We start from the raw sequence: 21,228 nt of genomic DNA, 5'->3' as shown, positions 1-21,228 counted from the left end.
GGTCATGGCGGCTCTCTCCTCGGGTCTCACGGTTTAAGAAAAGTGGAGGAGGCGTGAGTTGTCAAAGCTGGGATTAGGTGGGTGTCCCAGCCTTTCATCCCCCAGCCTTTCATCCCAGCCTTTCAAAGTAATATTGACGTTGCAAATAAATTATGGCCTTAATTATGAATTGGGTTATAACAGCGACTAGTTTTTTAAAGTCTACAGGGATTGTCATGAGAATACATATGTATATATCTGTCGTGATTTCAGCAATGATATTCCTAGGTTTTTTTCTTGTATATGAAAAATCGATGGTTGCATGTGAACAGAGCAATGTAGACTTTTGTTTTGCAAAGGAAATGCTAATAGCTTTTCCTTCAGGAATTGGTAGTTTTTGCGGGATATTTATATCAGCTTTACTAGCGTATCAATTATCTATGATGAAATCAAAGCGTGATGAACTTGTCAATGAGAGCAATAAAAATGCGAAAGAAGCATGCAAGTTGTTGCTTCAAACCAGACAGTGTCTCTCTAATTTATCTGCTATAAAACATGAGTACTATGAACTCTTGGAGGACGACGCAAGTATTTTGAGAGGAATGAAATTTCCCTATGTTGTTAATAATAACTTCTCATTGATTGAGCCTGATGCAGCTAATTTTATTTTCTTGCTTAGAAAAAGCAATCTCGGTGATAATGTTGAGAAAGATATTGTTTCAAAAATACAAAATGCATTTTGTAAATATAACGATGCGGTCGGTTTATTTAAAGATCGAAATGATTTGGCAAAAAATGTGCATCGAATAGCGATAGAGTGTCAACGTGAGGGATGTTCTAATATGCCTTTTGGTGTTGCTGCGCTTAATATAAGGAATTTCAGTAAAAAATATGGTGTCAATGAGTTGTTAAATTACATTTCTATTACTGAGTCACTCATCAGCCTCGTTGATGAGGCAATATCGGAAATAGTTAACATTTCTTTTGATGTGCCGGTATTAGCTAACGAATATTTCTTTGAAAATGGTTTTAAAATTATCATTCCAGTTATTCATTATCAAAATAGCAGCCCAATTATTTTTAATGAAATGAAAAGAATAGATGTTAAAAATGAGCTCGATAATTTAGAACGCAGACTTAACAATCCCCCTAACATGCTGCCTTTTCGTTATTAAAAAAACGGCGCCTCGTGGCGCCGTTTTTATATCACAAACCCAACCAAGATCACTGCAGCAGGGAGATATCCGCTACTTGCAGGAACAGGTTGCGCAGGTTGTTCAGCAGCGCCAGACGGTTGGCCTTGAGGGCTTCGTCTTCAGCCATCACCATCACCTCGTTGAAGAAGGTGTCGACCGGTTCGCGCAGGGCGGCCAGACGGGTGAGGGCGGCCTGATAGTCACCGGCGGCGAACAGCGGAGCCAGTTCGGCTTGCAGTGCAGCAACCTGGGTGGCCAGCGCTTTCTCGGCGGCATCCTGCAACAGTTCCGGTTTGACGGCAGTCGGCAACTCGCCTTCGACCTTGGCCAGAATGTTGCTCACGCGCTTGTTGGCGGCGGCCAGGGCCAGGGCGGCATCCAGGGTGCGGAAGTGGCTGACGGCCTTGACGCGACGATCGAAGTCGAGCGGACGGGTCGGGCGGCGGGCCAGTACGGCCAGCACCACATCGGCACCTATGCCTTCGTCCTGATAGGCGGCGCGGAAGCGGCCCAGCATAAAGTCGACCACGTCGGTAACGACGGTCTTGTTGGTCAGCTTGTCGCCGTAGACGCGAACGGCCTCTTCCACCAGTTCAACCAGATCCAGGTCCAGCTGCTTCTCGGTCATGATGCGCAGGGCACCGATGGCGGCGCGGCGCAGGGCGAAGGGATCCTTGTCGCCTTTGGGCAGCATGCCGATGCCGAAGATGCCGGCCAGGGTGTCGAGCTTGTCGGCCAGCGCGACGGCGCAGGCTTCCAGAGCGGACGGCAGAGCATCACCGGCGAAGCGCGGCATGTACTGCTCGTTGAGGGCCACGGCCACCACTTCGTCTTCGCCATCGTGACGGGCGTAGTGCATCCCCATGACACCCTGGGTGCTGGCGAACTCGCCGACCATGTTGGTCATGAGATCACACTTGGAGAGCAGGCCGGCACGCTTGGCCTGAGCCACGTTGGCACCGATGCGCTCGGCGATAAAGCCGGCGACGGTCTCGATGCGCTCGACCTTGGCCTTGACGGTACCGAGCTGTTGCTGGAACAGCACGGTTTCGAGGCGCGGCAGGCGGGAGGCCAGGGTCTGCTTGAGGTCGGTCTTGAAGAAGAACTCTGCGTCAGACAGACGGGGGCGAACCACCTTCTCGTTGCCGCTGATGATCTGGCTCGGGTCCTTGGACTCGATGTTGGTGACGAAGATGAACTTCGGCAGCAGCTTGCCGCTCTTGTCGTAGACCGGGAAGTACTTCTGGTCACCCTTCATGGTGTGCACCAGCGCTTCAGCCGGAACGGCCAGGAACTTCTCTTCGAAGTTGGCGGTCAGCACCACAGGCCATTCGACCAGGGCGGTGACCTCTTCCAGCAAGGCGTCGTCCAGATCGGCAACGCCACCGAAGGCGGCGGCAGCCGCTTCGACGTCAGCCTTGATCTTGGCCTTGCGAGCCATAAAGTCGGCCACCACCATGCCGCGCTCCAGCAGGATCTGCGGGTACTGGTCGGCATTGTCGATGGTGAACTCGCTCTCGCCCATAAAGCGGTGACCGCGAATGGTGCGGGCGGAGTCGATACCCAGAATGTGAGCGGGCACCAGATCCCCATCCAGCAGCAGGGTCACGGTGAACACCGGACGCACGAACTGGATGGTCTTGTCGCCCCAGCGCATCATCTTGGGGATGGGCAGCTTGGCCAGTGCAGAGGCAACCAGCTCGCCCAGCAACTCTTTGGCCGGACGACCTTCGACCTTGGCGGTGTGGACCAGCCACTCGCCCTTGTCGGTGACCAGACGCTCGGCCTGTTCCACCGTGATGCCGTTGCCACGGGCCCAGCCTTCGGCAGCCTTGGTCGGCTTGCCTTCGGCATCGAACGCCTGAGAGACGGCCGGGCCGCGCTTCTCGACGCTCTTGCTCGGCTGCTCGCTGGCCAGCGCGTGTACCTTCAGCGCCAGGCGGCGCGGTGAGGCGAACCACTCGACGTCGCCGAAGGCCAGGTCGGCCTTGGTCAGCTCGGCTTTGAAGTTGTCGGCAAAGGCTTCGGCCAGGGAGCGCAGGGCTTTTGGCGGCAGCTCAGCTGTGCCGATCTCTACCAGAAATGTATGTTGTGCCATGTCCGTTCCTTAACCTTGCTTGTTCTCAGTGCGCTTGCACATGGGGAAGCCCAGCGCTTCGCGGGAGGCATAGTACGCCTCGGCCACGGCCTTGGTCAGGGTGCGAATGCGCAATATGTAGCGCTGACGCTCGGTGACCGAGATGGCCTTGCGGGCATCCAGCAGGTTGAAGGAGTGGGCGGCTTTCAGAATGCGCTCGTAAGCGGGCAGCGGCAGCGGCGTTTCCAGTGCCAGCAGGTGCTGGGCTTCCTTCTCGTACTGCTCGAAGCAGTGGAACAGGAAGTCCACATCGGCGTGTTCGAAGTTGTAGGTGGACTGCTCCACTTCGTTCTGGTGGAACACATCGCCATAGGTGGTCTTGCCCAGGGGGCCATCGGACCAGACCAGGTCATAGACGCTGTCCACGCCCTGAATGTACATGGCCAGACGCTCGAGACCATAGGTGATCTCGCCGGTCACCGGCTTGCACTCGAGGCCGCCAACCTGCTGGAAGTAGGTGAACTGAGTCACTTCCATGCCGTTGAGCCAGACTTCCCAACCCAGACCCCAGGCACCCAGAGTCGGGTTTTCCCAGTTGTCTTCCACGAAGCGGATGTCATGGATCTCGGGATCCATGCCCAGCTCCTTCAGGGAGCCGAGATAGAGTTCCTGAATGTTGTCGGGGGAAGGCTTGATGATCACCTGGAACTGGTAATAGTGCTGCAGGCGGTTCGGGTTCTCACCGTAGCGGCCGTCGGTGGGGCGGCGGGACGGTTGCACGTAGGCGCAGGCGATGGGCTCCGGGCCCAGGGCGCGCAGGCAGGTCATGGGGTGGGAGGTACCGGCACCCACTTCCATATCCAGCGGCTGAATGATGGTACAGCCCTGGCGGGACCAATAGTCCTGCAGCTGCAGGATCAGGCCCTGAAAGGTTTTGACATCGAATTTTTGCATAGTGTTTTTCGCGCGAAGTGAAATCAGAGCAAGATTTGCTGAATGTGAACCGAAGGAGTATACCGTCTGGCATGGTCGGATAATAGGCGAAATTGTAGGGGATTCATGGGGCGGGGCTGCGCCGGGCCTGGTTGGCCCGGGATGGAAGCCCCGTCATGTGGCCGATGAAATCCCCTTGTCGGACAGAGAGTCGGACAGAGAAAAATAACAGGAGACGAGGAATGGAACTGCGCTGCGCCTGGGTGACCAGGGACCCGGAATATATCGAATACCATGACAATCAGTGGGGGCGGCCGGTGCGCGCCCCGCGCGAGCTGTTTGCCAAGCTCTGCCTCGATGGCCAGCAGGCGGGGCTCTCCTGGATCACCATTCTCAAGCGCACCGACAGCTATTACCGCGCCTATGCCGACTTCGATCCCAACCTGATCGTCCGGTTCGACGAGCAGGATGTGGAGCGGCTGATGCAGGACAAAGGCATCATCCGCAACCGCCTCAAGGTGCAGTCGATCATCAAAAACGCTCGCGCCTATCTGGCGCTGGAGGCGCAGGGCATCGACTTCGCGGACTACCTGTGGGGCTTCGTCGGCGGCGCCCCCATCGTCAATCAGCGCCAGGGCAACGGCGATATCCCCGCCACCTCGCCAGAGTCTGACGCCATGGCCAAGGCCCTCAAGAAGCTGGGCTTCACCTTCGTCGGCAGCACCATCTGCTACGCCTTCATGCAGGCGGTGGGCATGGTGAACGATCATCTGGTGACCTGCCCCTGCCACGCCGAGTGCCAGCAGTCAGGGACGCCGAAATAAGCGGCCGGGTGCTGAGCGAAGAAGGGAGGCATGCTGCCTCCCTTCTTCGTTGTGGCGCCGTCATCAACCGGGTTGAAGGGAGTGGCTCAGCGCCTCGCACAGCTCGTCGCTGCTCATCAGCCGCACGAAGGGGCCGGCCAGGGTGGCGTTGTGGTGGGCGATGATCTGGGTTGCAGCAAGTTGTGGGGTATCCATGCAGGTGTGGGCATCGCTCACCAGCACCACGGCGTAGCCGAGATCTGCCGCCGCCCGGCAGGTGGTATCGATGCAGTACTGGGTCTTCATGCCGGTGACTATCAGGGTCTGTACTCCGCCCTCCTTCAGCCAGCCATCGAGGCCGGTGCCATGAAAGGCGCTGGGTCTGTGCTTGTCGAACACCCGATCGGCCTCGTCGACCGCCAGTTCAGGTGCCAGTTGCCAGAACGGACTGCCGGCGGCTATGGGGCTACCGGCCGGGCCCGTGTGGCGCACCGTCAGCACGGGGACACCGGCGGCGCGGGCCGCCTGACTCAGGCGATTGATGTTGGCCAGGGTCTCGGCACCGGCATGGGGCGCCTCCGGGCCGTGAAGAAGGCCGACCTGGAGGTCGATGACGAGCAGGGCGGGGTGGGGCAGGGATGACATGGGCATGGCTCCGAGAGGAATGTCCCCCACTCTGGGGTCACCGGCCGTCGAGCGGCAACCCCGCATCTGGGGGGAGGCAGGCGCAGCCCCACCTTGCCCGCCCTGCCGCCGCGCCAGCTCCATCTTCCTGCCCTTATGCCTGCGCCGGGAGTGATGAGCGATCACCTCGTCGGCCGCTGCTGCCAGGCCAGGTGTCAGCGGGGCAGGGGCCCATTTCCGCTGTTCGGTACAGCTGGCATACAGTCACTCCTGCTCAAAATCGGTCCATCAACATTGAGGGTTAATCCATGTCACTGAATTCATCTCCCATTCGCACGGTCGGCAGTCTGATCCTGGCGGCTTGCTCTCTGCTGGCCGTCCTGCCTGCTCATGCGGCCGATCGCCAGGACTCCCGCGATGTGCGTCAGGAGGTGCGTCCCGAGGTCCGCGATGCCAAGCAGGATTGCCGCGAAGCCGACCAGAAGGACAACTACGAGTGCCGTCAGGACAAGCGTGAAGTCAAACAGGACGTCAGAGAGAAAGCCAACGACGTCAAACGCTGATGAGCGCGCCTGATTAGCCGGCAAGCGGCATATCGGGCCCTCAGCCGAGCAGGCTCGCCGCCCCCAAGGGCCTGCGAGCCTGCTGGCGGGTAACTCGCCAGACACCGCCACCCGTGAATTCATATAAATCAGTTGCCGGATGCCCCGCCATCTCGTCGACCCCGTGGAGTTAATCATGAAGAAATATGCCTTTATCTTGCTGGCTGCCAGCGCCCTGCTCTCCTCGTTGCCGGCACAGGCAACCGAACAGGCCGCAGAGCGCCGTGATGCCCGTGACGTGCGTCAGGACACCCGGGATGAATCCCGCGATGCCAAGCAGGAGTGCCGTGAAGGCGTGGTCGGCAATGCCGATTGCCGTCAGGATCATCGCGACAGCAAGCAGGAGGGCCGAGACGAGGCCCGCGACGTCAAATATTGATCCTGACAAGCCGCCTCCCTGTCGGGTCGCCATGCTGGCGCCCGTCCCGCGGTTATCTTGACCCCAGTGTATAATTCAGACATCCCAAGCCGGTGTATTTCGTTTAGCCAAGGAGCCACCATGAAGAAGACAGTATTCGCGCTGCTTGCAGCCACAGCCTTGTTGGCTGCCCTGCCTGCACAGGCAACCAAACAGGCCCAGGAGCGTCGCGAAGCCCGCGATGTGCGTCAGGATACCCGTCAGGAATCCCGCGACGCCAAGCAGGAGTGCCGCGAAGGCCTGGTGGGCAATGCCGATTGCCGTCAGGAGCACCGCGACAACAAGCAGGAAGGGCGTGACGAGGCGCGCGACATCAAATATTGATGTCCGGCCTGCCCGGGCAGGCAGCACTCATGCCGCTCACGGCATGACACAGGGGGGCTTTGGCCCCCTTGTTCATATCCGCAATGCGCGCGTCACACTCTGGCGCCTCTCTGGGGTAGAATGCGCGGCCATCGGCTAGAGTCGTTCTTTTTCAGAGGTTTTTTCATGCATTTCAAGAAACTGGTTCCTGCACTTGCCCTGACCATCGCCATGACAGGCTGCACCACCAATCCCTATACCGGTGAATCCCAGACCTCCAAGGGCGCCTGGGGCGCACTGGCCGGTGCCGCCACCGGCGCTGCCGTGGGCGCGCTCTCCTCCAGCAAGGGTGATCGCAAGAAGGGCATACTGACCGGTGTGGCCGCTGGCGCCGCCCTGGGTGGCGGCATCGGTTACTACATGGATGTGCAGGAAGCCAAGCTGCGCGAGAAGCTGCAGGGCACCGGCGTCAGCGTGACTCGCAACGGCGATCAGCTGATCCTCAACATGCCGAACAATGTCACCTTCGACAGCTCCAGCGCCCAGCTCAAAGCCGCCGGTGCCAATACCCTGTCCGGCGTGGCCATGGTGGTTGCCGAGTTCGACAAGACCCGCCTGAACGTGGTCGGCCACACCGACAGCACCGGCTCCCGCGAGCTGAACATGAAGCTCTCCGCCCAGCGTGCCGACGCCGTCGCCGCCCAGCTTATCGGTCAGGGCGTGACCGGCAGCCGCATCGCCACCAGCGGCGTGGGCCCGGATCAGCCGGTTGCCACCAACAGCACCGCCGCCGGCAAGGCCCAGAACCGTCGTGTGACCATTACCCTGACCCCGACTGCCTAAGTCGCCCGGTTGCCGGTAACGAAAAGGCCCCGCCAGTGATGGCGGGGCCTTTTGCTATCTCAGGCTGGGCGGGCGGCTCAGATCGCCGCGGTCAGCTGCACTTCCACCTTGTAGCCTTCGTGGGCCAGGCGGGCTTGCACGCAGGCGCGAACGGGCGCTGTGCCGGCCGGTATCCAGGCGTCCCACTGGGCGTTGAAGGCGGCTATGTCGCCAATGTCCTTGAGATAGATGTTGGCCATCAGGATCTTGTCGACCCCGGAACCGTTGGCTTCCAGCAGGCGTTGCAGGCTGGTCAGCACTTCGCGGGTCTGCTGGTGAATGTCGGCCTCGTCGGTGGCGGGGACTTCCACCACATAGAGGGTGCCGTTGTGGATGACAACATCAGACCAGCGGGCCGTGGTGCCGATTCGGGTAATCGTCATGGATTGCTCCGGTACAGGGGCTCATTGACCCTTGCGGATCAGATAGCGATAGGGGGCCCGCTCTGTCTCGCTGGCGATCAGGGTGTGATCCATGAAGCGGCAGAAACTCGGGATGTCGCGGGTGGTGGAAGGGTCATCGGCACTGACCAGCAGGGTCTCGCCTTCGGCCATCAGCCGCACTTTCTTGCGCACCATCATCACAGGTTCAGGGCAACGAAGCCCGATTGCGTCCAACGCGTGAGTCGCATTGCAGAATAAATTACTCATTAATAATCAACCTTCAACCATTTCAGCTGCCAATGATACTCAAGGCGAAAAAATAATCAAACATCGGGGTCTTCGAGCAGCATATGTAACCAAAGTGTGATCCTGCTCTATCCAGACCTTGCCCGATGAGTAATATAAAAATTGAACCATATTCAACAAGGAGGTGTGAATATGCAGGTCTCCTACGGCAGATTGCAAGCCTACGCAGGCATGGGGTTCCTGTCGTTCGCCATGATAGTGCTGGGCAGCCCGATCGGAAACACCGGCACCTGGTTCGGGTCCATGGTGATGATAGGGCTGGGGCTCTGGATCGAGCTCAGCGACTACTACGACGAGGATGAGGACGAGAACGATCAATCCTGAATCGGATGACGATTCACCCACAAAGGCGGAGCGATTCCGCCTTTGTCATTTCTGCTCCGCGCCTGAGCGGGTCGAGCGCATGGCCCGCTCCAGCTGCTGCGCCGTCTGCTCCGAGTTGGCCTTGGGATCGTTGAAGAAGCTGCTCAGCACATCCATGATCCCCTGGCGCATGTTGGTCGGCACGGCCATGCCCTCCGCCATGCTGGGCAGCAGGTTGCCGTCCCGCTCCGCCCGCTGGAAGTCATGGTAGGAGCGGATGGCGCAGCGATCGAACTTGCTCATGTCAGGCTGGGTGAGGGCTGGGATGGAGCCCTTCACCCGGTTGAACTCCTCCTGGAATCGCGGCGTCATCAGCAGGCGGGCCAGCTCGCCCTGGGCTTGTAGCTGGGCCGGATCCCGCTGCTTGAACATGGCGATGGAGTCCAGGTTGTAGCTGAAGAGGCCCTGGCTTCCCGGGCTTGGCAGGCAGTCGATGTCCTCTCCGGGTCTGTAGTTGCCGGCGCTCAGCTCCCCCTTCACCCAGTCCCCCATGATCTGCATGGCGGCGCCGCCGCTCTCCAGCAGGTTGGTGGCCTGGTGCCACTTCAGGCCGGCGTATTTTTCCGGCACATAGGCGCGCAGCTGCTGGAAGCGGGTCAGCACCCGCACCATGTCGGGGCCGGTCAGGGTGGCGCTGTCCTGCTCCAGGAAGGCCTTGCGATAGAAGGCCTTGCCCCCTTCACCGAGTGCCACCGTCTCGAACAGCACCGCCAGCTGCCAGGGCTCGTTGCCGATGGCCAGCGGCGTGACGCCCTGCTCCTTGAGCTGCTCCGCCACCGTCATGAAGTGGGCCCAGCTGGTGGGCGGCGTCAGCTTGTTGCGCTCGAACACCTTGCGGTTGAGCCACAGCCAGTTGACCCGGTGGATGCCGGTGGGCACCGCCATCAGGGCGCCATTCTGGCTGAGGGTGGCCCGCACCATGGGCGGCATCTGACTGGATACCAGCCGAGGTGCTCGGCCATGGGGCTGAGGTCGCGCAGGAAACCCAGGCTGGCCCACTCGTGCAGCTCATAACCCTTGAGGTGCGCCGCCTCCGGCGGATTGGCCGCCAGCGCCCGGCTTTTCAGCACAGTCATGGCGCTCTTGCCGCCGCCGCCCTGCACCGCGAAGTCGTTCCACTGGTTGCCCTGCTCGGCCCATTCCGACTTGAGCACTTCCACCGCTTTCGCTTCGCCGCCGGAGGCCACCAGTGCAGCACCCCGACGCGCTGGGAGGCGCCGACGGGCAGAGACAACAGGGCGATGACAGAAAACGACAACCACTTCATAAGCTTTACTGCCTTGGTAGGGAGAGGGTGGCCTGCAGGCCGCCCTGGGGGCGATTTTCCAGCACCAGATCGCCGCCGTGGGCGTGGGCTATGTTGCGGGCTATGCCAAGACCCAGCCCGGTTCCGGCGGAATCCGTACTGAGGCGGTAGTAGGGCTCGAAGATGCGCTCGAACTGATCCTCCGGCAGACCGGGGCCCTCGTCCATGATGAAGAGGATCAGCATCTCCTCGTCATCCATCAGGATGACGCGCACCCGGTGGCCGTACTTGATGCCGTTGTCCACCAGGTTGCCGATGCAGCGCTTGAGGGCCAGCAGCTTGCCGCGATAGGGCCACTTGCAGTGCCCCTCTATGGTGAGCAGATCCTCGTGCAGGTTCATGGCCTCCGCCATCTGCTCCAGCAGGGCATTGATATCGATGAGCTCGAGGTTCTCGTGAATGTCGGTCTCTTTCACCGTCTGCAGCGCCCCCTTCACCATCAGCTCCAGCTCGTCCAGATCCTTGTTGAACTTGGCTATCTGGGCTTCGTCGTCGAGCAGTTCGACCCGCAGCCGCAGCCGGGTGATGGGGGTCTTGAGATCGTGGGAGATGGAGCTGAACAGCCGCTCCCTGTCGTCTATGAAGCGGCGGATGCGCTGCTGCATGATGTTGAAGGCGCGGGTCGCCGCCACTATCTCGGAGGCACCCTCCTCCTTGAGGGAGGGCTGATCTATGTCCTTGCCGAGGTTGACCGCCGCCTTGGCCAGCCGGCGCAGGGGCCGGGTCTGCCAGCGCACCAGCATGAAGGTGAAGAAGCAGAGGAAGACAGTCATCAGGGCGATGAAGCGCACCTGGTTGCTCGGCATGACGGTGTCATCCAGCGTCATGTAGGGGGCGGGCAGCAGGGCCGCCAGATAGAGCCACTCACCCGGCTCTATCTCGATCTGGGTCACCAGCACCGGCGGATTGATGGGCTCCAGCGACAGGGTATAGCGGGCCCAGGAGGAGGGCAGGTCTGCCAGCAGGGTGTCGTTGTTGAAGACGTGCAGCTCCTCGGGACGGGAGAAGTCCACCTTGATGGCCATGGCGTCGGAGAGTTTGCGGGTCAGCACCTCCTCCACCTCTTTAAGCACCAGCGTCTTGCGCTCGCTGTCCGGGATGGCGCTGATGTGGATCTCTTCTTCATTCAGGGAGACGAAGAAACGGCTGCCCCCCATGTTGCGCAGCTGGTCCAGGGCGATGTGGCGGTATTGCAGCGGCAGGGACTTGAAGAAGTTGACGGTGGAGGCGGCGGAGAGTGCCAGGTTGCGGGTGGTGCTGAGCATGCCCTCCAGCTCCCGCTTCTGGATCTGCTGCATCCAGATGCCGGTGAGTATGGTCTGGGAGAGCAGGATGGCGAGCAGCAACAGCAGCAGCATCCGTGACAGCAGGGAGCGGGGGACCAGTGCCTGCCAGAATCGCCGACCTCTCATGGGATCTCGTGCCTCTTGCCAGTCAGCATGCTGTTGCTACCTTTTTACCCTTCACGGGATCTCGTGTACTTCCGCGATCAGCATGTAGCCGCTGCCGCGTATGGTCTTGATGATGCGCGGGCTCTTGCCGTTGTCACCCAGCTTCTGGCGCAGACGGCTGATCTGCACGTCGATGCCGCGCTCCATGGGCAGGCTCTCGCGGCCACGGGTGGCATCGGAGATGGTGTCTCTGTCCAGCACCACGCCGGGCTGCTGCAGGAACATGCCGAGCAGCAGGGCGTCGCTGCCGGAGAGATCCAGCAGGCTGCCGTCGTCGTGGGTTAGTTGGTGACTCAGGGTGTCCAGGGTCCAGTCGGCGAAGCGCAGGCGGCGGCTCGGCTCTTTTTCTTTCTCCGGCTGGCGGAATTCGGCACGGCGCAGCAGCGCCTTGATGCGGGCCTGCAGCTCGCGCGGGCTGAACGGCTTGGCGATGTAGTCATCGGCGCCGAGTTCCAGGCCGATCACCCGATCCGCCTCATCGGAGGCAGCGGTGAGCATGATGATGGGTACCTGGGAGTCGCGACGGATCTGCTGGCACAGGGTAAAGCCGTCGTCGCCTGGCATCATGATATCGAGAATGATGAGGTCCGGGCTGTGCAGGGCGAGTTGCTGGCGCATCTCGTTGCCCTCGGCCGCCGTCAGTACCTGAAAACCCGCCCGGGTCAGGTATTCGTTGAGCAGCTCGCGGATCTCCTGATCGTCGTCGACGATAAGCAGTTGTTTGCTCGTTGACATATGTATGTGCATCCACCCATTTTTTTGTGCAGATTGAACCTGTCGGGGGAGCAAAAAGCAAGCAAGGCCCCCCTCTAATGTGAAGTTATGGGCAATATAGCCCCCGAATCGGCCCTGATCGGGATATCGGAATAAAAAAGGCCGACCCAAACGGGCCGGCCAACACGCAGATTCCGACGGCAGGTGCGCACCCCGTGTGGCGCGCTCCACAGACTCGACAACGGGCCGGATGGGCCGACCCCAAAAAGACAATGCAGGCTCACGCTTGGCGTGAGCCGCTTAGATCACACCCGCTCGAACACAGTGGCTATGCCCTGACCCAGGCCGATGCACATGGTGGCGACCCCCAGGGTGGCATCCTTCTCTTCCATCAGGTTGATCAGGGTGGTGGAGATACGGGCACCGGAGCAGCCGAGGGGGTGACCCAGGGCGATGGCGCCGCCGTTCAGGTTCACCTTCTCGTCCACCAGATCCTGCAGGCCGAGATCCTTGACGCAGGGCAGGGACTGGGCGGCGAAGGCCTCGTTCAGCTCGAACAGGTCGATGTCACCCACGGTCAGACCGGCACGCTTGAGCGCCTTCTGGGTGGCCGGCACAGGGCCGTAACCCATGATGGCGGCGTCACAGCCGGCTATGGCCATGGCCCGTACCCTGGCGCGGGGGGTTAGCCCCAGCGCCTTGGCGCGATCCGCGCTCATCACCAGCATGGCGGCGGCGCCGTCGGACAGGGCCGAGGAGGTACCGGCGGTGACAGTGCCGTTGACCGGATCAAACACCGGGCGCAACTGGCTCAGGGTATCGACCGTGGTCTCCGGGCGGATCACCTCGTCGTAGTCGTAGAAGAAGCGGGCGCCGCTGGCGTCGTGGCCTTCCAGCCCGACGATCTCCCTGGCGAAGCGTCCTTCCAGGGTCGCGGCATGGGCGCGGCGGTGGGAGCGGGCGGCAAACTCGTCCTGCTGCTGACGGCTGATGCCGTGCAGCTTGCCCAGCATCTCGGCGGTCAGCCCCATCATGCCGGAGGCCTTGGCCACCGATTTCGCCATGCCGGGGTGGAAGTCGACGCCGTGGCTCATGGGCACGTGGCCCATGTGCTCGACGCCGCCGATGATGAAGATGTCCCCATCACCCACCTGAATGGCGCGGGAAGCATCATGCAGCGCCTGCATGGAGGAGCCACACAGCCGGTTGACGGTGACAGCACCTACCTGCTTGGGGATCCCCGCCAGCAGGGCCGCGTTGCGGGCTATGTTGAAGCCCTGCTCCAGGGTCTGCTGCACGCAGCCCCAGTAGATGTCCTCGATCTCGTTCGGATCAAGGTTGGGATTGCGCAGCAGGATGGAGCTCATCAGGTGCGCGGACAGATCTTCTGCACGCACGTTGCGGAAGGCGCCGCCCTTGGACCGGCCCATGGGGGTCCGGATACAGTCGACAATGACTACGTCTTTCATGAATGGATCTCCTTTCCGCAATCAGTAGAAGGTTTTGCCCTGGGCGGCCATCTCACGCAGCTTGTCGCTGACGCGGTAGAGCGGGCCCAGATCGGCATACTGGTCGGCCATGGCCACGTAACGATCCAGACCAATGGTGTCCAGATAGCGGAACACGCCACCACGGAAGGGAGGGAAGCCCAGACCATAGACCAGCGCTATGTCGGCCTCGGCCGGCGTGGCGACTATGGCCTCTTCCAGGCAGAGCACCACCTCGTTGATCATGGGGATCATCATGCGGGCTATGATGGCTTCCTTGTCGAAATCCTGTTTCGGCTTGGCAAGGGGGGCCAGCAGCTCGTAAGCGGCCACATCGGCCACCTTCTTCGGCTTGCCCTTCTTGTCCTGCTCGTAGGCGTAGAAGCCCTTGCCATTCTTCTGACCGAAGCGGCTGGCGTCATACATCACATCGATGGCGGTGCGGCCTTCCTTGCTCATGCGAGCCGGGAAGCCCTGCGCCATGACGTCACCGGCATGGTGACCTGTGTCGATGCCGACCACGTCCAGCAGGTAGGCGGGGCCCATGGGCCAGCCAAACTCCTTCTCCATCACCTTGTCGACGGCGGCAAAGTCGGCGCCATCGGCGACCAGCTTGTTGAAGCCGAAGAAGTAGGGGAACAGCACCCGGTTGACGAAGAAGCCAGGGCAGTCGTTGACCACGACCGGGGACTTGCCCATGGCGGCGGCATAGGCCACTACGCGGTTGATGGTTTCATCGGAGGTCTGCTCGCCGCGGATGATCTCCACCAGAGGCATGCGGTGCACCGGGTTGAAGAAGTGCATGCCGCAGAAGTTCTGCGGACGTTTCAGCCCCTTGGCCAGCAGGGAGATGGGGATGGTGGAGGTGTTGCTGGCGAGCACGGCGTCGTCACCGATAATGCCTTCCACTTCGCCCAGCACGGCGGCCTTTACCTTGGGATTCTCGACCACGGCTTCGACCACCAGATCCACGTGCTTGACGTTGTCATAGCTCAGGGTCGGGGTAATGGCGGAGAGCACCTGGCCCATCTTGATGCCATCGATGCGGCCCTTCTCGAGCTGGCCGTTGAGCAGCTTGGTGGCTTCGCCCATGCCAAGCGCCAGCGCCTTCTCGTTGATGTCCTTCATCACCGCCGGAATGCCCTTGCTGGCGGACTGGTAGGCGATGCCGCCCCCCATGATGCCGGCACCGAGCACGGCTGCGTGGCTGGTGGCCTTGGCTGCCTGCTTGGCCGCCTTCTTGGCCAGCGCCTTGATGTGCTGATCGTTCAGGAAGATGCCGACCAGCGCCTTGGCGACGTCTGTCTTGGCCAGCTTGATGAAACCTTGCGCCTCGACGTTGAGCGCCTCGTCGCGGCTCATGCCGGCGGCGGCCTCGACGGTTTTGACTGCTGTCATCGGCGCCGGATAGTGCTTGCCCGCCACGGCGGCAACCATGCCGGCGGCTGTGGTGAAGCTCATCATGGCTTCCAGCTTGGAGAGGCGCAGCGGCGCCTTCTTGGCGGCGCGACGGCGCTGCCAGTCCAGCTTGCCCGCGATGGCGTCTCTCATCATCTGCACGGCGGCGCTCTGCAGCGCAGCGGGGGCGACCACGGCGTCGATGGCGCCTACCTTGAGGGCGTCATCGGCACGGTAATCCTTGCCTGTGGTGATCCACTCCAGGGCGTTGTCGGCGCCGATCAGGCGCGGCAGACGGACTGTGCCGCCAAAGCCCGGCATGATGCCGAGTTTGGTCTCGGGCAGGCCGATCCTGGCAGTGGTGTCAGCCAGACGGAAATCGGTGGAGAGTATGGTCTCGCAGCCGCCGCCCAGGGCGTGGCCCTTGATGGCGGACAGGGTCGGCACCGGCAGATCTTCGATGGCGCTGAAGATGTCGTTGGCCTTTTTCAGCCAGCCGAGCAGATCTTCTTGCGGCAGATCGAACAGTTCCAGGAATTCGGTGATGTCGGCGCCGACGATAAAGGCGTCTTTGCCGGAGGTGAGGATCAGACCTTTTAGTTCACGTTCTTGTTTTAATGCGGCGATCGCTTCGCTCAGCGAGAGCAGGGTAGCGCGATCCAGCTTGTTGACTGAACCCGGGGCATCAAACCTCAGCTCGGCAATGCCGTGTTCGAGGTAGCTGACCGACAGGGTTTCGCCTTGGTAGATCATGAGAGTGTCTCCTTGTTCCCACGCGGTGGGGGGCTTTGCTCCTTTCTCCCCAGCAGGGGGCGAGGCTCACTATTGATCCAAAAGGAGACATTTTCAACACCTATTTAAAACATTTGTTTAACAGAACTCGAGTAAAAGCTCCTCATCACAAAACGGGCAAAAGAGAGGCGCCTTGCGGCGCCTGCTCTGGATATGAGTCATTTATCAACTGGCCAGTTCCGGCCTGTTGCGATACTGGTTCAGTACCTCGGGGTCGGCGAGGGCATGGGTGTTGTTGACGGGCCTGTTGTGCACCACCTCCCGCACCGCCAGCTCGACTATCTTGCCGGACTTGGTGCGGGGGATGGCATCCACCTGCAGGATGCGGGCGGGCACGTGGCGGGCCGTGCTGTGCTCGCGGATCTGCTGGCGAATGCGCTCGCGCAGGGGCTCGTCCAGTTTCATGCCAGCCTTGAGCTTGACGAAGAGCACCACCCGCTCGTCCTGCTGCCACTGCTGGCCGATGACTATGCTCTCCTCCACCTCGTCCAGCTGTTCCACGTAGCGGTAGATCTCGCTGGTGCCGATGCGCACCCCCCCCGGGTTGAGGGTGGCATCGGAGCGGCCGTAGAAGAGGATGCCGCCGGTCGGGGTCAGCTCTATCCAGTCCCCGTGGCACCAGATGTTGTCGAACCGCTCGAAGTAGGCGGCGTGGTACTTGTCACCGTTCTCGTCGCCCCAGAAGTAGATGGGCTGGGCCGGGAAGGGCTTGGTGCAGACCAGTTCTCCCTTCTCCCCCTGTACCGGCTGGCCGGCCTCGTTGAACACCTGCACCGCGAGGCCGAGGCCGCGGCCCTGGCTCTCGCCGCGATAGACGGGGCTCAAGGGGTTGCCGATGACGAAGCAGGAGCAGATGTCGGTGCCGCCGGAGATGGAGCTGAGTTGCACATCCTGTTTGATCCCCTGATAGACATAGTCAAACCCCTCCGGCGACAGCACAGATCCGGTGCTGCAGATAAGCCGCAGTTGTGGCAACTGGTGGGTGGTGATCGGGGCATAACCCTGCTTGTGCAGGGCATCCAGATACTTGGCGGAGGTGCCAAACAAACTGACCTGCTCGTCGCGGGCGAGATCCCAGAGCGCGTTGCCATCCGGGTAAAACGGCGAGCCGTCATAGAGCACCAGGGTGGCGCCGGAGGCGAGGGCGCTCACCAGCCAGTTCCACATCATCCAGCCACAGGTGGTGAAGTAGAACACCCGTTCCCCCGGCTTGATGTCGCAGTGCAGCTGGTGCTCTTTCAGATGCTGTAGCAGGGTGCCGCCTATGCCGTGGACTATGCACTTGGGTTTGCCCGTGGTGCCGGAGGAGTAGAGGATGTAGAGCGGATCGTTGAAGGCCATGGACTCGAAGGCGAGCTGGGCCCCGGGCTGGCTCGCCAGCACCTGATGCCAGTCGTGACCGAGCTGCAGGGGGTTGCCCAGCAGGGGGATCATCACAGTCTGCTCTATGCTGTCGATTTGGCTCACCACGCTGGCGACCTTGGCCTGAATGTCGATGGCCTTGCCGCCATAGCGGTAGCCATCCACCGCAAACAGCACCCGGGGCCGGGTCTGGCCGAAGCGCTCCACCACGCTGGCTTCACCGAAGTCGGGGCTGGTGGAGGTCCAGATAGCGCCCAGGCTGGTGGTGGCCAGCATGGCAACCACGGTTTCCGAAATATTGGGTAGATAGGCGGCGACCACGTCGCCACGGCCTATGCCCTGGCTGCGCAGCCACTGGGCCAGTCGGGCCACCTGATCGCCGAGCTCATGCCAGCTCAGGGTCTGGCTCACCCCCCCTTCGAGGCGGGAGATGATGGCCGGGCTCTCGTCCTGGCGGCGCAACAGGTTCTCGGCGAAGTTGAGCCGGCTGTCGGGGAACCAGCGGGCACGCTGCATCTCCTGGCGGTTCTCCGCCACTATGTCCCCCAGCTCTCCCTTGACGCCGCAGTGCTGCCACACCAGCGGCCAGAAACGGGTGGTCTTCTCCACCGACCACTGATAGAGGTCGGCGTAGCTGCGTAATTGCAGGCCGTGGAAGTGGTTGACCTCGGCCATGAACTGGTGGAGGTTGGAGTGCTGCATCCTGTCCTGATCCGGTTTCCACAGACAAAGGTTTTGCATGAATCGTTCCTGACTGCTGATATCTACTGTCTACCGGCAGTGTATTGAATTGTTTTTGATTTGTTAATGGTTGGTTTTCTGTTGATAACAAACACTTTGTAACGCATGCGTTACCTCACGAAGCGGCAGCTTGACGGGTCGAGCCGCCCCGAGCTTGGTGTTATGCTGCTATCACATTCACCTCGGAGCAGGACGCCATGAGCAGCTACAGCCAACTTTTTGCCCAGCACCTAGACACCCTGCAGCAGCGCACCCGCGACATTCTGCAACAACAGGGGCTCAGCGGACTGGCCATCCACTCCGGCCAGACCCACCGCATCTTCCTCGACGATCAGGATTACCCCTTCAAGGTCAATCCGCACTTCAAGGCCTGGTTACCGGTGCTGGACAATCCCCACTGCTGGCTGCTGGTGGACGGGGTGAGCAAGCCGGTGCTGCTGTTCTACCGGCCGGTGGACTTCTGGCACAAGGTGGCGGACCTGCCCAATGCCTTCTGGGTCGACTTCTTCGACATCCGCTTCCTGACCAAGCCGGAGCAGGTGGCGGATCACTTGCCAGCCGACAAGCAGGAGTGGGCCTATCTGGGCGGTCATCTCGAGGTGGCCCAGCTGGTGGGATTGGGACAGCCCAATCCGGAGGCGGTGCTCAACTATCTGCACTACCACCGTGCCTACAAGACGCCCTATGAGTTGGAGTGTCTGCGGGCGGCGAATCGGCTCGGGGTGCGCGGCCACATTGCGGCCAAGGACTCCTTCATGGCGGGGGCGAGCGAGTTCGAGATCAACCTGGCCTACATGAAGGCGGTCGGGCAGGGGGCCAATGAGGCGCCCTATGGCAATATCGTCGCCATCAACCGCAACGCGGCCATCCTTCATTACACCCATCTGTCGACCCAGCGGGTGCCGGATGCGGAGCGCCACTCCTTCCTGATCGATGCCGGGGCGGATTATCACGGCTATGCCTCCGACATCACCCGCACCTGGGCCTGGCGCCGGGGTGAGTTTGCCGATCTGATCGCGGCGCTGGATGCGCAGCAGCAGGAGATCATCGCGGAGATCAAACCCGGTCGCCGTTACAGCGAGCTGCATCTGCAGATGCACCACAGACTGGCGCGCTTGCTGCAGGCCACCGAGCTGGTGGACATGTCGGTGGACGAGATGATCCACACCGGTGTCACCAATGTGTTCTTCCCCCATGGCCTGGGGCACTTCCTCGGCCTGCAGGTGCACGACGCCGGTGGCTTCATGCAGGACGAGCGGGGTACCCACCTGGCGGCGCCCGAGCAGTTCCCCTATCTGCGCTGCACCCGGGTGATGGAGGTGGGGCAGGTGTTCACCATAGAACCCGGCCTCTACTTCATCGACAGTCTGCTGGAGCCGCTGCGTCAGGGTGAGCAGGGCAAGAGGGTCAACTGGAACAAGGTCGAGGCGCTGCGCCCCTTCGGTGGCATCCGGATCGAGGACAACGTCGTCCTGCATGGGGATGGGGTGGAGAACCTCACCAGGCAAGCAGGGCTCTGATGGCGGCAGCGTACTCCATTCCGGCCGCCCCGCTGGAGCTGACCGAAGAGATAAAGAAGAGCCGCTTCATTACCCTGATTGCCCATACCCCGACCGTCGAGGCGGCCAAGGGGTGGGTCAACGAGGTGAAGCGTCAACATCCGACGGCCGCGGCCATCACTGCTGGGCCTTTGTGGCGGGGCGCCGCAAGATAGCCAGGTTTATGGCTTCAGCGATGATGGCGAACCTTCCGGTACCGCGGGCAAGCCGATCCTGGCCCAGCTGATGGGGGCCGGCATCGGTGAAATAGCGCCGTGGTGGTGCGTTACTACGGTGGCATCCTGCTTGGTACCGGTGGACTGGTCAAAGCCTATGGGGGCGGTGTCGGTGCCGCCCTCAAGCAGCTGCCCACCCTGCTCAAGGTGCCGCGCACCCCTTCCTCATTCACTGCGATTACGGTGACATGGGGACGGTCGAGTCGCTGATCAGCAGCCATAATGGCGAATTGCTGGCGGCCGATTACGGTCAGCAGGTCACCTTGCAGGTGGCGTGGGAATCCTCGGTTTGGGCTCAGGTGGACCGTGAATTGACCGACCGGACTCATGGACGGGTATCTCTCAGTCCCTTAGATGGCTAGAATCCATCGCTCTTTAATTGGGAAAGGGAGCTGTAATGCACATTCTGAGCATTATTCGCATTGTTGGCCTGCTGGTTGCGCTGTTCAGCTCGACCATGCTGTTGCCTGCACTGGTGGCCTTCGGCTATCGGGATGGTGGTGGTGCCGAGTTCGTCAGCTCTTTTCTGATCGCCCTGCTGCTCGGCGTGGTGCTCTGGTTTCCCAACCGCTATCACAAGAAGGAGATGCGCTCGAAAGAGGGTTTCCTCATCGTGGTGCTGTTCTGGACCGTGCTGGGCAGTGTGGGGGCCGTCCCCTTCATCATCAGCGACGTGCCGAACATGTCGGTCTCCGAGGCCTTTTTCGAATCTTTCTCCGGTCTGACGACCACGGGGGCGACTGTGTTGACCGGGCTGGACGATCTGCCCAAGGCCTTTCTGTTCTACCGCCAGCTACTGCAATGGCTGGGGGGCATGGGGATCATAGTGCTGGCCGTGGCCGTTCTGCCGTTGCTGGGGATCGGGGGCATGCAGCTCTATCGCGCCGAGATCCCGGGGCCGGTCAAGGACAACAAGGTAACTCCGCGCATCGCCGAGACGGCCAAGGCGCTCTGGTTCATCTACCTGTTGCTGACCACCCTCTGTGCCCTAGCCTACTGGATGGCGGGGATGACGCTGTTCGATGCCATCTGCCACTCCTTCTCCACCTTGTCGGTGGGCGGCTTCTCGACCCACGATGCCAGCATAGGTTTCTTCAACAGCCCGGCCATCAACCTGATTACCGTGCTGTTCCTGCTGCTGGCCAGCGTCAACTTCGCCCTGCATTTCATGGTATTCTCCCACCGCCGGTGCGGTTGGTCGCTACCTGCTATGATGCTGAACTCAAGGTGTTCCTGGCCATCCAGGCGACCCTGGTGATGATCTGCTTTGTCGCCTTGCTGACCCACGGGCACTATGCCACCTGGCAAGAGGCGCTCAATCACGGTCTGTTCCA

Annotated in this window: 18 protein-coding genes and 3 pseudogenes (1 of these 21 running past the window's edge); 10 read left to right on the top strand and 11 right to left on the bottom strand. The window is 61.1% G+C overall.

Features of this window, described 5'->3' with window-relative positions:
* The first annotated feature begins 227 nt into the window (after window positions 1–227).
* Entirely contained in the window at window positions 228–1,154 is a 927-nt protein-coding gene (locus ACF2JD_RS18130) for a hypothetical protein (RefSeq protein WP_440987916.1), read from the top strand.
* Between the two features lie 49 nt (window positions 1,155–1,203).
* On the opposite strand, the gene glyS is transcribed toward ACF2JD_RS18130, so the two are convergent.
* Both glyS and glyQ read right to left on the bottom strand, forming a co-directional pair.
* A complete protein-coding gene (glyS, locus tag ACF2JD_RS18125) occupies window positions 1,204–3,273 on the bottom strand; it encodes a glycine--tRNA ligase subunit beta (protein ID WP_411166462.1) in 2,070 nt (689 codons plus the stop codon).
* Window positions 3,274–3,282: 9 nt separating this feature from the next.
* Complete coding sequence (glyQ, locus tag ACF2JD_RS18120; protein WP_005320598.1) at window positions 3,283–4,206, bottom strand: glycine--tRNA ligase subunit alpha; 924 nt, start codon at window positions 4,204–4,206, stop codon at window positions 3,283–3,285.
* 221 nt (window positions 4,207–4,427) lie between these two features.
* Here glyQ and ACF2JD_RS18115 point away from each other — a divergent pair, with 221 nt between their 5' ends.
* The gene (locus tag ACF2JD_RS18115) at window positions 4,428–5,009 is read left to right on the top strand and encodes a DNA-3-methyladenine glycosylase I (protein WP_440987915.1); all 582 of its coding nucleotides are present in this window, start codon (window positions 4,428–4,430) and stop codon (window positions 5,007–5,009) included.
* A gap of 63 nt (window positions 5,010–5,072) precedes the next feature.
* On the opposite strand, the gene ACF2JD_RS18110 is transcribed toward ACF2JD_RS18115, so the two are convergent.
* Window positions 5,073–5,633: an isochorismatase family protein gene (locus tag ACF2JD_RS18110; protein ID WP_440987914.1), complete on the bottom strand. Its 561-nt coding sequence runs from the start codon at window positions 5,631–5,633 to the stop codon at window positions 5,073–5,075.
* A 287-nt stretch (window positions 5,634–5,920) separates the two neighbouring features.
* Between ACF2JD_RS18110 and ACF2JD_RS18105 the strand changes: the two genes are divergently transcribed.
* The 4 genes from ACF2JD_RS18105 (at window position 5,921) to ACF2JD_RS18090 (ending at window position 7,778) form a co-directional block, all read left to right on the top strand.
* On the top strand, window positions 5,921–6,175 hold the full coding sequence (locus ACF2JD_RS18105) for a hypothetical protein (RefSeq protein ID WP_440987913.1): 255 nt from the start codon (window positions 5,921–5,923) through the stop codon (window positions 6,173–6,175).
* A gap of 175 nt (window positions 6,176–6,350) precedes the next feature.
* Window positions 6,351–6,593, top strand: a complete 243-nt coding sequence (locus tag ACF2JD_RS18100; protein WP_429165119.1) for a hypothetical protein — start codon at window positions 6,351–6,353, stop codon at window positions 6,591–6,593.
* A gap of 120 nt (window positions 6,594–6,713) precedes the next feature.
* A complete protein-coding gene (locus tag ACF2JD_RS18095) occupies window positions 6,714–6,956 on the top strand; it encodes a hypothetical protein (protein ID WP_005323913.1) in 243 nt (80 codons plus the stop codon).
* A 165-nt stretch (window positions 6,957–7,121) separates the two neighbouring features.
* Complete coding sequence (locus ACF2JD_RS18090; protein WP_106885434.1) at window positions 7,122–7,778, top strand: OmpA family lipoprotein; 657 nt, start codon at window positions 7,122–7,124, stop codon at window positions 7,776–7,778.
* Window positions 7,779–7,855: 77 nt separating this feature from the next.
* Here ACF2JD_RS18090 and ACF2JD_RS18085 read toward each other — a convergent pair whose 3' ends face one another.
* Together ACF2JD_RS18085 and tusA are read right to left on the bottom strand one after the other, a co-directional pair.
* Window positions 7,856–8,200, bottom strand: coding sequence for a RidA family protein (locus ACF2JD_RS18085; protein ID WP_163149960.1), 345 nt, complete (start codon window positions 8,198–8,200; stop codon window positions 7,856–7,858).
* A 21-nt stretch (window positions 8,201–8,221) separates the two neighbouring features.
* Window positions 8,222–8,467 carry a sulfurtransferase TusA gene (gene tusA / locus ACF2JD_RS18080; RefSeq protein WP_440987912.1) on the bottom strand — a complete coding sequence of 82 codons (246 nt, stop codon included), beginning with the start codon at window positions 8,465–8,467 and terminating at the stop codon, window positions 8,222–8,224.
* Window positions 8,468–8,638: 171 nt separating this feature from the next.
* On the opposite strand from tusA, the gene ACF2JD_RS18075 reads away from it, so the two are divergent.
* The gene (locus ACF2JD_RS18075; protein WP_025328793.1) at window positions 8,639–8,830 is read left to right on the top strand and encodes a hypothetical protein; all 192 of its coding nucleotides are present in this window, start codon (window positions 8,639–8,641) and stop codon (window positions 8,828–8,830) included.
* Window positions 8,831–8,875: 45 nt separating this feature from the next.
* Here the strand turns inward: ACF2JD_RS18075 and ACF2JD_RS18070 are convergent.
* The 6 genes and pseudogenes from ACF2JD_RS18070 to ACF2JD_RS18045 all read right to left on the bottom strand — a co-directional run bounded on the left by ACF2JD_RS18070 (window position 8,876) and on the right by ACF2JD_RS18045 (window position 18,120).
* Window positions 8,876–10,136, bottom strand: a pseudogene (locus tag ACF2JD_RS18070) (ABC transporter substrate-binding protein).
* Between the two features lie 5 nt (window positions 10,137–10,141).
* Window positions 10,142–11,587 (bottom strand): ATP-binding protein, encoded by a 1,446-nt coding sequence (locus ACF2JD_RS18065; RefSeq protein WP_106885438.1) that lies wholly within the window; start codon window positions 11,585–11,587, stop codon window positions 10,142–10,144.
* A gap of 51 nt (window positions 11,588–11,638) precedes the next feature.
* Entirely contained in the window at window positions 11,639–12,361 is a 723-nt protein-coding gene (locus ACF2JD_RS18060) for a response regulator (protein ID WP_025328790.1), read from the bottom strand.
* A 284-nt stretch (window positions 12,362–12,645) separates the two neighbouring features.
* Window positions 12,646–13,809, bottom strand: a complete 1,164-nt coding sequence (gene fadA / locus ACF2JD_RS18055) for an acetyl-CoA C-acyltransferase FadA (protein ID WP_440987911.1) — start codon at window positions 13,807–13,809, stop codon at window positions 12,646–12,648.
* A gap of 21 nt (window positions 13,810–13,830) precedes the next feature.
* Window positions 13,831–15,978: a fatty acid oxidation complex subunit alpha FadB gene (gene fadB, locus ACF2JD_RS18050; RefSeq protein WP_440987910.1), complete on the bottom strand. Its 2,148-nt coding sequence runs from the start codon at window positions 15,976–15,978 to the stop codon at window positions 13,831–13,833.
* 204 nt (window positions 15,979–16,182) lie between these two features.
* Complete coding sequence (locus tag ACF2JD_RS18045; RefSeq protein WP_440987909.1) at window positions 16,183–18,120, bottom strand: acetoacetate--CoA ligase; 1,938 nt, start codon at window positions 18,118–18,120, stop codon at window positions 16,183–16,185.
* Between the two features lie 197 nt (window positions 18,121–18,317).
* On the opposite strand from ACF2JD_RS18045, the gene pepQ reads away from it, so the two are divergent.
* The 3 genes and pseudogenes from pepQ to ACF2JD_RS18030 all read left to right on the top strand — a co-directional run.
* The gene (pepQ, locus tag ACF2JD_RS18040; RefSeq protein WP_106885442.1) at window positions 18,318–19,640 is read left to right on the top strand and encodes a Xaa-Pro dipeptidase; all 1,323 of its coding nucleotides are present in this window, start codon (window positions 18,318–18,320) and stop codon (window positions 19,638–19,640) included.
* Window positions 19,640–20,256: pseudogene (locus ACF2JD_RS18035) on the top strand (YigZ family protein). The gene pepQ and the pseudogene ACF2JD_RS18035 overlap by 1 nt, the downstream one beginning before the upstream one ends.
* A gap of 35 nt (window positions 20,257–20,291) precedes the next feature.
* Window positions 20,292–21,228, top strand: a pseudogene (locus ACF2JD_RS18030) (TrkH family potassium uptake protein); it runs 519 nt beyond the window's last position.

The organism is Aeromonas ichthyocola (assembly GCF_046087985.1).
GTDB classification, from domain to species: domain Bacteria; phylum Pseudomonadota; class Gammaproteobacteria; order Enterobacterales; family Aeromonadaceae; genus Aeromonas; species Aeromonas rivipollensis.
Note: the sequence above shows the minus strand (reverse complement) of the source record. Positions and strands in the feature narration are given on the sequence as shown.